An 11,486-nucleotide genomic window follows, 5' to 3' on the forward strand; every position below is an offset into this window, starting at 1 on the left:
AACCACTATGTATTCAGAATTAACAAATACTATAGAACAATTGCAACATCAAAGCATTAGTGAGGAAAGAAAAATAATATTGCAGCCATTAATTGATTTTGTACAGCAAAAAATGGATGAAGGAAAAGATATTAATATCAATTTTATTTGTACCCACAATTCACGCAGAAGCCATCTATCACAAATCTGGGCGCAAGCAGGAGCTTCCTATTTCAATATTCCAAATGTACGATGTTATTCGGGTGGTACGGAAGAAACCGCATTATTTCCAAAAGTGGCTGAGACACTAATTAATCAAGGCTTTAATATCTTCAAAATTGCGGATGGAAATAACCCTGTATATTCTATCAAATACGATGATGATTCGTTACCTGTAATTGGATTTTCAAAAAGATATGATAGTGCATTCAATCCAACATTCGGTTTTGCTGCAATTATGACCTGCTCTCAAGCTGACGGAGGCTGTCCTTTCATTGCTGGAGCAGAGAAAAGAATCCCTATCACATATGAAGACCCTAAAATTTCTGATAACACACCACAGCAGTCTCAAGTATATGGAGACAGAAGTTTGCAGATAGCTTCTGAAATGTTCTATGTTTTTTCTAAAATAAGCATCTGAAAAAATTAAGAAATTCTTCTAAATTCAATTTTAACTTTGTATAAACTTTACAGTTTATATTTAATAATCACAAAAAAATAAATTCATAAATTTGTAGAAGTGAAAAATTGGAACAGACATATCACTTTAGTTCTGCTGTTATTCTTGGGATTTCTGTTGACTCCCAACTTAAGTTATGCCTGTTCAAAAACTCCAATTAAAACGGAGCTTCAGAAAGTTTCTAGAAGTCATCACGAGAAAGCAGAAAAAAAAGATTGTTGCAAAACCAAATCTTGCGAAGATCATCACAATGAAAATGATTGTAATGGCAAATGCAAAGACAGCTCTTGTAGATGTGGCAACTCATCATTCAGCCTTTTTCTACCGATTGATTTGAAAGTAAATACTTCTTTTGATGTCATTGAAAAGCATCAATTTGAATTCTCACAATCCTATTATTCTTTAGGTCACTGCTCTATTTGGCAACCGCCAAAAATAGGTTAAAAACATTGGCTAACAGCCATAATTATGTCTTATCAAAAGTAAATCTGCTTTTGGTTTATCGACTTTAAAAATAACTTTAAATTTAATCAGAAATGGATGTACAATTGTCTATTTCTCAAAATGTAATTCTTATGAAATCAATATCAAAAATATTGGTAGCAGTTACTGTATTGCTGTCATCAATCAACATATTCGCTCAAATTAAAAACTCAAAAACAGAAACCATCAAAATCTATGGCAACTGTGATATGTGTAAATCTAACATAGAGAAAGCAGGAAATCTAAAAAATGTAGCCCAAGTAAATTGGAACAAAGACACAAAAATGGCAACGTTGAGTTATGATGAAAAGAAAACCAATCAGGATGAAATTTTGAAGCGTATCGCCTTAGCCGGTTATGATAGCGAAAAATTTCTGGCTCCTGATGATGTATATGCCAAACTTCCTGAATGTTGCCAGTACAAACGTGAACTCAAACCTGTTTCAATGGCTAATAACGCTGGTATGGATATGAAATCTGAACACGCTAATCATAACCATAATGAAATGAAGATGACTAATTCAACACAACAAAATCAGTCCACATTAAAATCTGTATTTGAAAACTATTTCTCTCTGAAAGATGCGTTGATAAAATCCGATGGAGCGAGTGCATCTACTAAAGCTTTAGCTTTGACAAAAGCTATACAAAGTGTTGATATGGCAAAGTTATCGACTGAAGAACATACCGTTTGGATGAACGTAATGAAAGACCTTTCTTTTGATTCAGAACATATTTCAGATACAAAAGATGCTTCTCATCAAAGAGACCATTTTACATCGCTTTCTGGGAATATGTATAAATTAATGAAAGTTACAAAACAAGAGACTCCTGTTTATTATCAACATTGTCCGATGTTTAACAATGGTAAAGGCGCCAATTGGTTAAGCAAAGAGGAAGCTGTTAAAAACCCTTACTACGGCTCACAGATGTTGACTTGTGGAAGTACGGTTGAAACCATCAAATAACAGAAATATGATTAAATTCAAAAATAATATTTCACGGTTATTATTACCAATTTTCCTTCTGCTTTTTACACAATCACTTTTCGCGCAGAAAGTCGTACGCTATGAGCTGTTTGTGAAAGATACATTGGTCAATTATGCAGGTAAAGAAAAAAGAGCTATTGCCGTGAACGGACAAATTCCGATGCCAACATTGACTTTTACCGAAGGAGATACAGCAGAAATTGTTGTTCATAATCAATTGAAAGAAAGTACTTCTCTTCATTGGCACGGCGTCTTTCTCCCAAACAAAGAAGACGGCGTTCCCTGGCTTACCCAAAAACCAATAGCACCGGGTGCAACTTATACTTATCGTTTTCCAATCATACAGAGCGGAACACACTGGTATCATTCCCATTCGGGATTGCAGGAACAGATTGGGATGTACGGAAACTTTGTAATGAAGAAAAGAAAGGATGACAAAACATTTAGAAAAGGAATAGATGATTTACCCGAAGTTCCCATTGTTTTAAGCGAATGGACCAATCTCAATCCAAAAAATGTTGACAGAATGCTTCATAATGCGAATGATTGGGCTCCGATTAAGAAAAATGCGACACAATCTTATGCAGAAGCGATTCGTGAAGGTTATTTTAAAACCAAACTTAAAAACGAATGGAAACGTATGTTGGCGATGGATGTCAGTGATGTTTATTATGACAAAGTATTAATGAATGGCAGTAATTCGACTGATTTAAAAAACATCGATGGCAAATCTTTGAAAGCAGGCGATAAAGTCAGGTTAAGAATATCCAACGGTGGAGCTTCTTCTTATTTCTGGTTGCGTTACGCTGGAGGAAAAATTACGGTAGTCGCCAATGACGGCAATGATGTAGAACCCGTAGAAGTTGACCGATTGATTATTGGTGTTTCAGAAACCTATGATGTAGTGGTTACCATTCCTGCTGATGGTGTGGCTTATGAATTTTTAGCAACAACCGAAGACAGAACACAGTCTGCAAGTTATTTTGTTGGAAATGGTGTTAAACAGTTGATTTCTCCACTTCCCCGTCTTAAATATTTTGAAGGAATGAAAATGATGAACGGTATGATGAAAATGAACGGCGACCTTGATGATATGGGAATGAAAATGAGTCTGAACAAAATGGATATGAACGTCGTAATGTATCCCGAGATTACTGGAAAGACAGGAAATAAAGAGAATCATAGCCAACATAATATGGATATGAAATCCGGAATGAAGATGGACGACGACCAGAATCGATACAACGCCAATGCTTTGGGTGACATTACTACGCTTAATTATTCAATGTTGCAGTCACCATACAATACGACATTGCCTAAAGATGCGCCTGTAAAAGAATTGAAATTTACCCTAACCGGAAATATGAACCGCTATGTTTGGAGTATGGATAATAAGATTCTTTCTGAAACGGATAAAATCCCTGTAAAGAAAGGCGAAATCTTGCGTATTACCATTTACAACAATTCGATGATGCGTCATCCGATGCACCTTCACGGATTTGACTTCAGGGTAATTAATGGAAAAGGAGAAAAATCCCCGCTAAAAAACGTTTTGGATATTATGCCAATGGAAACCGATACCATTGAATTCCTTGCAAATGAGGAAGGAGACTGGTTTTTCCACTGTCATATTCTTTATCATATGATGTCGGGAATGAACCGCGTTTTTGCCGTCGGTGATTATCAAAATCCAAATTTGCCGGACAAGAAACAAGCCTACAATATGCTGCAGAAAGAAAGCAATATGCCCCATTTTATGGCAGAAAATGATTTTGCCACCAATGGAAACGACGGGCAGGCAATGTTGCAAAATGCAAGATGGAGCTTAGGTACAGAATGGCGATTGGGTTATAACAGTATGCACGGTTATGAAGTGGAAACTCATTTCGGCAGATACATCGGAAAAATGCAGTGGCTGATGCCTTTTATCGGTTTCGACTGGCGATACCGTAAAATGGGAATTGACCAGCAGGAAAAAAACCTGTTTGGACAAACCAACGAAAAAGATTCCCGAAAAGCATTTAGTTTGGGTGTTATGTACACTTTGCCGATGCTGGTAAACTTTCAAGCGGAAGTTTATCACGATGGTATTGTAAGATTAACCTTGATGCGTGAAGATATTCCGATTTCTAAAAGATTGAGAGGAGGATTTATGGTGAATACCGATAAAGAATATATGGGAGAACTCAAATATATCATTAACAAAAACATCGGCATCCGAGCTCATTACGATAGTGATATGGGTTGGGGAGCGGGAATTTCGATTGTTTATTAATAATATTTAAATCTAAGCCTTTCAGAGTTTTGAAAGGCTTAGTATCTTTGAAGAATGACCAATAATCAAATGAAAACAGAAAATCAAAAGGTAGAACATTGGAATACTATTTACCAAAGTAAAAACGAGAATGAAGTAAGCTGGTATAAGGATTATCCAGAAGCTTCCATTGAGTTAATAAAGGAATTAAAATTACCTCTTTCAGCTCATATCATTGATATTGGTGGTGGAGAAAGTCGTTTGGTAGATGTTCTTCTGGATTTGGGATATACTAACATTACGGTTTTGGATATTTCTGAAAAGGCACTCGAAAAGTCCAAAAATAGATTGGGAGAAAAAAGCAAATTAGTGAAATGGATTATAACCGATATTACTGAATTTAACCCAACTGAAAAATATGACCTGTGGCACGACAGAGCAGTTTTTCATTTTTTAACTGCCAAAGAGAATATAATAAAATACACTTCAATTGCTGAAAGAGCAATTAGTCAGAATGGATTTTTGATAATGGGAACATTCTCTGATAAAGGTCCGACCAAATGTAGCGGATTTGAAATAAAGCAATATACAGACAAATCACTGAAAGATGCTTTTAAGGATTCTTTTAAGCAATTTAGTTTTCAATATATCGACCATTCCACTCCTTTTAATACAGTTCAGAATTTTTTATTTTGTACATTTCAAAGAAAATAAAATAGCAGATGTTCGATTTCAGATTGAAAGTATTTCTTGCCGTAGCAAAAAGGCTCAACTTCACCAAGGCCTCGGAAGAACTTTACATTACACAGCCTGCCGTTACGAAGCATATCAAAGAGATTGAAAACTATTTCAAGGTTAAACTTTTTGACAGAAACGGAACAAAGATAAAACTAACGCCAGCCGGAGAAACTTTGCTTCAGTATGCGGAACAAGTGTTTGCCATCTACCAAAATATGGAATTTGAACTGAATGCTTTTACTCAAAATAAAGCAGGAGCGATACGTATTGGTGCAAGTACTACCGTTGCACAATATCTGCTGCCTCTTATATTGGCTGCATTTCATCACAAGTTCGGCAGTATAAAAGTGCAGTTGGTTACCGGAAACACAGAACAGATTGAGCAAGCTTTGCAAAATAAAAATATCGACCTTGGAATTATTGAAGGTAGATCAAGAAATACAATATTTAAATATACTCCTTTCGTTAAAGATGAATTGGTACTTGTTGGAAAATCAGGACATCCTCTATCAAAAAAATTATCTGTAAAAATAGAAGATATAATAAAGTATAGTTTTCTTTTACGTGAACCGGGTTCCGGAACCTTGGAAGTCATTGCACACGCCCTTAAACAAGCTGGTATAAAAATAAGTGATCTCAACTTGGAGATGCAGTTGGACAGTTCGGAGAGCATCAAAATGTATTTACTCAATTCTGAAGCTTTGGCTTTTCTTTCCATATATTCCATTTTCAAAGAACTTAAAAATAACGAATGTACCGTGGTGGATGTGAAAGGGCTTACTGTCGAGAGGGAATTCAATTTCATTCGAACGCAGGGTGAAGGTGAAAGTCTTTCCGATTTATTTATAAAATTCGCACTTAGCTATAACTTTAAGTAATGACAGATTATTTATTTTGATTTCTTTTTCACTGATGATATGATGAATTTTGTACTATAAAATTAAAGAATCATATTATGCAAGATCATCAAAATAACACAGAAAAAAAGTCTTTACGAAGATTCTTAGAAAAAAGCATTACAGCCAGAGAAGTTATTTTTTTCGTACTCGTTGTATTATGCCTCTCTCCTTTTGTATCCCCTCCTGTTGCTTTGCTTTTGGGACTCATCGTTGCACAGTTCATTGGTCATCCTTATCTGCACCTTAACCACAAGGCAACACATATCCTGTTGCAGGTCTCAGTCGTAGGATTAGGTTTTGGAATGAATGTAACCAGCGCAATGAAAGCGGGCAAGGAAGGGATAGTATTTACCATAGTTTCCATCATAGGAACACTGGTGATCGGATATTTGATGGGAAAATTTCTTAAGATCGACAAAAAGAGTTCCTATCTCATCTCTGCAGGAACAGCTATTTGCGGAGGCAGCGCCATTGCAGCCATTTCTCCTGTCATCAAAGCCGAAGAAAAGCAGATCTCAGTAGCATTGGGTACGGTTTTCATCCTTAACTCAGTTGCACTCTTTATTTTCCCAATGATCGGTCACGCATTGAATTTGTCTCAGACCCAATTTGGTTTATGGAGTGCCATTGCCATTCACGACACAAGTTCAGTAGTGGGAGCGGCAAGCAAATATGGAGCTCAGGCTTTGGAAGTGGCAACTACGGTGAAGTTAGCCCGCGCTTTATGGATCATTCCTGTGGCATTTCTGTCTACATTTCTTTTCAAAAACAAAGGCAGTAAAGTAAAGATCCCTTACTTCATAGGTTTATTTATTTTGGCTATGATCGCCAACACCTATATTCCCTTTGTGCAGAATTTCAGTCATTATCTTACAGGGATTGCCAAAGCAGGGCTGACCTTAACTTTATTTTTAATTGGCTGCGGTCTCAACAGAAAATTACTGATGAGCGTTGGTTTTAGACCTTTAATTCAGGGCGTCGTACTTTGGGGCATCATTTCTGCTGCTGCATTATGGGCGGTCACTTCTTTTGCCAGTTAAAGATTTATTGCTTAATGTATTTGAACAAATTAATATTATACTTTACTAAACAACAAATAATATGAAATCATTACGATTTAAAATCTCACTGATAGTTCTGAGCTTTACGATAAAAGCATTCGCACAAGTTCCATTCGATGGGGATATTAAAAATAATTCACTTGCAGTTAGCCCTGATGAAAAAATAGCGGTGGCATCTTACAGCGATTCTACAGAAATTAAAATTTATGACCTATCCAAAGCCGAGTTAAAAACCACCATCAAAGGCTTTGTTAATCCCAGAAATATTCTTTTCTCTCCGGATGGAAAGCTAATTTACATTACCGATAGTAGTCTTGGATATCTGATGGTTTATGATTCTGACAATTATCAGCTGATTAAAAAATACCCGGTTGGCTATGGTGCCTTTGGAACTGCTATCTCAAACGATGGAAAACAGCTGTTTATCAACAATGAAGCAGCCAATACGGTAACATTGGTCAATCCAGGAACATCTGAGGTCAAGAATATCATTACGGGCTTCCATCAGCCCAGACAGGGAGTAAAATTTAATCCTGATAACACAAAGCTCTATGTGACCAATTTTGGAAACGACCATATAACGATTGTTGATGTTAAAACGCTAAAAATAGATGGAGAAATGGAAGGCTTCAAAAAGATCCGGGCAATCTCGATCAGTAAAGACGGTAAAACCTTATATGCAGCGAACAGTGGAACAAATGAGCTGCTTATGGTGGACATAGCCGGCAAAAACATTATTCATCGTATTCAGGTTGGTAAGGACAATTATGGAGCAAGTCTGTCACCGGACGGAAAACTTGTGCTGAGTGGTAACAAGATCGATAATACTATTTCAGTGGTCGATGTTAAAACCAATAAGAATGTCCAAACTATCAAAGGTTTTAAAGAACCAAGACAAGCCATAGTTTTTTCAAAAAACGGGAAGTTCTTTTATGTATTGAACAACGATCTAAGCGTGGATAAGGTCAGTATGGCTAACTATAAGATCGTTCAGTCAATGAAATGATCAGGTGATAATAAATATTAATGTTTGAAATGGCAACAGAAATCTTACTGATCACTGAAGCAAAATCTTCTGATACAAAATCTTTTTACAAATGCAATACACCTTTGTACAGGTGCGTAAAGTCAGCCTTTGAAATGCAATTTGGTAACTTTGAAACTGATATTGATTTTTTAGCATTTTTTGAGGAAATAAAATGCAAAATTGAATATTTGGTGACTGAAGAAATTGACAGAAAGGATATGACAATCAGAAATAAACAACGTTCTGAAAATGTTGACTCGCTTTCGAAAAGATTAAGAACACACCGTCCCAAATGTATTATCATTATAATGAAAGATATTGAAAAATTTGTTTTAATGGCTATAGAAAGAGCAAAATTATCAGAAGTCTTATTTATCAAAAGTGTTCCATTCCCTGCAATGAGTGAAAGAAACAGAATCAATTGTGAGCTTGGAATAGCAGAAATTCTTAAAGACTATGTCTTAGGTCATTGATTTTTATTATCTTTGATTATTCAAAAAAAGGGAATGGTGTCTCCCTTACCCAACCGCCCTAAAAAGCTGATGGCGCCTGATTAAAATTGAATGTTCAACATTTAATCAGGATATATTATGCGTCATTATCAAAAATCTAAAGGGCAGAGATCGCTTATTAGAACAAAAGTATTTTTTAGAGCTTACCCAACCCTTCCCTATGTCATCAAATGGTTATTGATTAGCCTTATTCTTGGATCTTGTATCGGAACTGCGTCCGCATTATTTTTAGAAACATTAGGCTGGGTTACTGATTTTCGGGAAAATCACCTTTTGTTAATTGCCCTTCTTCCCATAGCCGGTTTCGTGATTGGATACATCTATCATCAATTCGGCAAAGAAGTAGAAGCCGGCAATAACCTATTGATCGATACCATTCACGACCCTAAAGAGATTATACCATTTCGTATGGCACCATTTGTTTATCTCGGTACACTCGCGACACATCTTTTTGGAGGATCTGCTGGAAGAGAAGGAACTGCAATACAAATGGCAGGATCTATTGCCGACCAATTTACAAAACCACTAAAACTCGATCCAAATGAAAGAAAAGTTCTGATCATCTCTGCCATTGCCGCAGGTTTTGCTTCTGTATTCGGAACACCATTAGCTGGCGCCATTTTCGGGTTAGAAGTTTTTCTGATTGGCAGACTTAAATATGATTCGATTTTTCCGGCATTTGCATCGGCAATCATCGCAGACCTAGTCACCAAACTTTGGAAAACAGGACATACCCATTACCACATCCCTACCATTCCCGATTTTTCATTTTTAAATGGTTTATACGCCATCCTTGCAGGAATAGCCTTCGGACTTTGTGCTGCAATCTTCAGCAAAACCATTCATCAGGTAAGCAAAATTTTTAAAGCAAAAATTTCTTATCCACCTTTACGTCCTTTGGTTGGAGGTATTTTAGTTGCAACCGCAGTTTGGGCTTTAGGAACGACAAAATATATAGGCTTAGGCATTCCTACCATCGTTTCGTCTTTTGAACAGCAATTACCTGCCTACGATTTTGCATTAAAAATGATTTTTACCATCGTTACATTAGCCGCAGGATTTAAAGGTGGTGAAGTGACTCCTTTATTTTTTATTGGTGCCGCACTAGGAAATGCACTGGGTTATTTTATTCCTTTACCGATGGGACTTTTGGCAGGAATGGGCTTTGTAGCGGTTTTTGCCGGAGCCACCAATACACCTCTGGCTTGTAGTATTATGGCAATAGAACTTTTTGGGAACGATTGTGGGGTTTATGTCGCTATTGCGTGTGTTGTAGCTTATTTATTCTCAGGACATAGCAGTATCTATGGAAGACAGATGATTGGCGAACCAAAACACAACCGATTTGGCAGTTACACTGGAAAAAGATTAAATGAACTTTAAAATTAAGACAATGCAAACAGAAAATTTAGCCATCCTGAAAATATATTTCCGATACGGGCAATCGGTTAAAAATCAGAACTTCTGGAAAAAACTTTGGAATAATAATCTGGGAGAATATCTTTTGAAAATGGCAAAAAAAAGCGGTATTCATCAAGCCAATATTTTCACTGCAAAAAGCGGATATTTAAGTAATGACCTCATCCAGTACAATATTTCTGAGATTCCTTCATCTAAAAATACTGCTTGCTTAGAGTTGATTGACGAATCCAACAAATTAAAATCATTTTTAAATGAAAATGAGGAATTTTTAAGGGCAACCCATTTAATCCTCTTTAATAATCATAAATTTAATTATCATTCCACTACAAAATAAAAATGAAAGAATATTTACTAAAAATAGATAAAGAAATCCTTTTATGGATCAATGGCCATCACACAGATTTTTTGGATCAAGTGATGTGGTTTGCAAGCGGAAAATTAAGCTGGGTTCCATTTTACCTTGCAATTTTAATCGTTTTAATTTTAAAATACAAAAAACAAAGCTGGTGGATGATTATCCTCATTCTTCCATTGATAACTGTGAGCGACCAATTAGCAGCATCTATTATTCGTCCAATTTTTGAAAGATTGAGACCCAGCCACACTGAAGGATTGCAAAATATTTTGCATTACGTCAATGGTTATACGGGTGGACAATATGGTTTTGTATCTGCTCATACATTAAATGTTTTTTCACTTGCCACTTACCTGAGCAAAACGACTTCTAAAAATCTCCGATGGTTGCCATACGTTCTATTTCCTTGGGCATTTTTTGTTTCCTACAGCAGAATTTACCTTGGCGTACACTATCCTACCGATGTTATAGTTCCGATATTTCTTGGTTTTCTAAATGGTTTATTGTTTTTCTGGATTTTTAGAAAAATGAAGCCTTTGATTTTTAGAGATTCAAACATCCACAATAGATAGTTAAGTCATAATCTAACTGCATTAATAATCAGTTCTAATGACACATTCCTGGAAGTTTCTACCAAAGTTCGAAAATTTATTTGATTAGATTCATATAATAGGAATTAAGACAACTATATATTTTATTGAACAAGAGAATCACAGTAATTTGTAAGATGTATTAGTATAATTAAAAAATTATTAGTTTTTTTATTTCGAACCTAAATTTACTAAAACAATAAAAAAGATTAATCCAGATTATTCTGGAATCAAAAAACAAAAAAATGGCTTCAATTTGTATTAAATTGGAGCCATTTGGCAATTTGTGACCTCAGCGGTGCATTTTCCGAACACTTTTGTAGAAGATTTGAATAAGCTTGTAGAACTATCGAAAATCATCTATAATCAAAAATAGAGTATCGTATAATATTTTTTATAAACCAAGATATAAATTTAAATAACTCCTTAAATTAAATATATTTATCTGTAATCTCACCCATCTTAGGCACACTCAAAAGTAGAGTTTTTTGTTAATAA

Annotated in this window: 12 protein-coding genes and 1 riboswitch; all 12 genes read left to right on the forward strand. The window is 35.6% G+C overall.

The annotated features are described in order from the left end of the window. The first annotated feature begins 7 nt into the window (after positions 1-7). The 12 genes from AC00Y6_RS10575 (at position 8) to AC00Y6_RS10630 (ending at position 10,970) form a co-directional block, all read left to right on the forward strand. A complete protein-coding gene (locus tag AC00Y6_RS10575) occupies positions 8-619 on the forward strand; it encodes an arsenate-mycothiol transferase ArsC (protein ID WP_394660251.1) in 612 nt (203 codons plus the stop codon). 99 nt (positions 620-718) lie between these two features. Continuing rightward, positions 719-1,102: a hypothetical protein gene (locus tag AC00Y6_RS10580; protein ID WP_394660252.1), complete on the forward strand. Its 384-nt coding sequence runs from the start codon at positions 719-721 to the stop codon at positions 1,100-1,102. Positions 1,103-1,233: 131 nt separating this feature from the next. Next, positions 1,234-2,109, forward strand: a complete 876-nt coding sequence (locus tag AC00Y6_RS10585; RefSeq protein ID WP_394660253.1) for a DUF3347 domain-containing protein — start codon at positions 1,234-1,236, stop codon at positions 2,107-2,109. Between the two features lie 7 nt (positions 2,110-2,116). After that, complete coding sequence (locus AC00Y6_RS10590; RefSeq protein WP_474490589.1) at positions 2,117-4,405, forward strand: multicopper oxidase domain-containing protein; 2,289 nt, start codon at positions 2,117-2,119, stop codon at positions 4,403-4,405. Positions 4,406-4,474: 69 nt separating this feature from the next. Further along, positions 4,475-5,098, forward strand: coding sequence for a class I SAM-dependent methyltransferase (locus AC00Y6_RS10595; RefSeq protein WP_394660255.1), 624 nt, complete (start codon positions 4,475-4,477; stop codon positions 5,096-5,098). 8 nt (positions 5,099-5,106) lie between these two features. Next, positions 5,107-6,000: a LysR family transcriptional regulator gene (locus AC00Y6_RS10600; RefSeq protein WP_072997511.1), complete on the forward strand. Its 894-nt coding sequence runs from the start codon at positions 5,107-5,109 to the stop codon at positions 5,998-6,000. A gap of 77 nt (positions 6,001-6,077) precedes the next feature. Beyond that, positions 6,078-7,061, forward strand: coding sequence for a YeiH family protein (locus AC00Y6_RS10605; RefSeq protein ID WP_072997512.1), 984 nt, complete (start codon positions 6,078-6,080; stop codon positions 7,059-7,061). A 61-nt stretch (positions 7,062-7,122) separates the two neighbouring features. Beyond that, complete coding sequence (locus AC00Y6_RS10610) at positions 7,123-8,088, forward strand: WD40 repeat domain-containing protein (RefSeq protein WP_072997513.1); 966 nt, start codon at positions 7,123-7,125, stop codon at positions 8,086-8,088. A 29-nt stretch (positions 8,089-8,117) separates the two neighbouring features. Further along, complete coding sequence (locus AC00Y6_RS10615; protein ID WP_072997514.1) at positions 8,118-8,582, forward strand: hypothetical protein; 465 nt, start codon at positions 8,118-8,120, stop codon at positions 8,580-8,582. Between the two features lie 20 nt (positions 8,583-8,602). After that, a riboswitch (Fluoride riboswitch) is annotated at positions 8,603-8,668 on the forward strand. 31 nt (positions 8,669-8,699) lie between these two features. After that, positions 8,700-10,004: a voltage-gated chloride channel family protein gene (locus AC00Y6_RS10620; protein ID WP_394660256.1), complete on the forward strand. Its 1,305-nt coding sequence runs from the start codon at positions 8,700-8,702 to the stop codon at positions 10,002-10,004. A 10-nt stretch (positions 10,005-10,014) separates the two neighbouring features. Continuing rightward, positions 10,015-10,377, forward strand: coding sequence for a DUF190 domain-containing protein (locus AC00Y6_RS10625; protein WP_474490590.1), 363 nt, complete (start codon positions 10,015-10,017; stop codon positions 10,375-10,377). A gap of 2 nt (positions 10,378-10,379) precedes the next feature. Next, the gene (locus tag AC00Y6_RS10630) at positions 10,380-10,970 is read left to right on the forward strand and encodes a phosphatase PAP2 family protein (RefSeq protein ID WP_394660258.1); all 591 of its coding nucleotides are present in this window, start codon (positions 10,380-10,382) and stop codon (positions 10,968-10,970) included. Positions 10,971-11,486: the final 516 nt, after the last annotated feature.

This window comes from Epilithonimonas sp. (genome assembly GCF_056329745.1).

Excerpts from the sequence above, each read along its gene's own strand:
- AC00Y6_RS10575 (WP_394660251.1), top strand. The coding sequence starts at position 8 with ATGTATTCAGAATTAACAAATACTATAGAACAATTGCAACATCAAAGC.
- AC00Y6_RS10585 (WP_394660253.1), top strand. The coding sequence starts at position 1,234 with ATGAAATCAATATCAAAAATATTGGTAGCAGTTACTGTATTGCTGTCA.
- AC00Y6_RS10590 (WP_474490589.1), top strand. The coding sequence starts at position 2,117 with ATGATTAAATTCAAAAATAATATTTCACGGTTATTATTACCAATTTTC.
- AC00Y6_RS10595 (WP_394660255.1), top strand. The coding sequence starts at position 4,475 with ATGAAAACAGAAAATCAAAAGGTAGAACATTGGAATACTATTTACCAA.
- AC00Y6_RS10600 (WP_072997511.1), top strand. The coding sequence starts at position 5,107 with ATGTTCGATTTCAGATTGAAAGTATTTCTTGCCGTAGCAAAAAGGCTC.
- AC00Y6_RS10605 (WP_072997512.1), top strand. The coding sequence starts at position 6,078 with ATGCAAGATCATCAAAATAACACAGAAAAAAAGTCTTTACGAAGATTC.
- AC00Y6_RS10610 (WP_072997513.1), top strand. The coding sequence starts at position 7,123 with ATGAAATCATTACGATTTAAAATCTCACTGATAGTTCTGAGCTTTACG.
- AC00Y6_RS10615 (WP_072997514.1), top strand. The coding sequence starts at position 8,118 with ATGGCAACAGAAATCTTACTGATCACTGAAGCAAAATCTTCTGATACA.
- AC00Y6_RS10620 (WP_394660256.1), top strand. The coding sequence starts at position 8,700 with ATGCGTCATTATCAAAAATCTAAAGGGCAGAGATCGCTTATTAGAACA.
- AC00Y6_RS10625 (WP_474490590.1), top strand. The coding sequence starts at position 10,015 with ATGCAAACAGAAAATTTAGCCATCCTGAAAATATATTTCCGATACGGG.
- AC00Y6_RS10630 (WP_394660258.1), top strand. The coding sequence starts at position 10,380 with ATGAAAGAATATTTACTAAAAATAGATAAAGAAATCCTTTTATGGATC.